1 pseudogene is annotated in these 255 nt (G+C 72.5%); it reads right to left on the reverse strand.

From position 1 onward, the window contains the following. Window positions 1-255: pseudogene (locus ACPXCS_RS39745) on the reverse strand (phosphoketolase); the annotation flags it as partial.

The following is a 255-nucleotide window of genomic DNA, read 5'->3' on the forward strand; positions in this document are numbered from 1 at the left end:
TAGCCGTGGTAGGCGAAGATCACCGGCTTGCCGGTCGTGAACAGGGCGTCGTACTCGGCGTCCGGCATGCCGTGCGGGTGCTCCTCCTGCGGCAGCAGCCGGGCCAGGTCGACGACGTTGACCACGCGCACCGCCAGTTCGGGCAGGTGGTGACGCAGCAGGTGGGCGGCGGCGAGGATCTCCTGGGTGGGGACGTCGCCGGCGCAGGCCAGGACGACGTCGGGCTCACGGGTGCCGTCCTCGGTGCCGGCCCAG

The sequence above is a fragment of the Streptomyces sp. DT190 genome, assembly GCF_049846985.1.
In the GTDB taxonomy this organism is placed as follows: domain Bacteria; phylum Actinomycetota; class Actinomycetes; order Streptomycetales; family Streptomycetaceae; genus Streptomyces.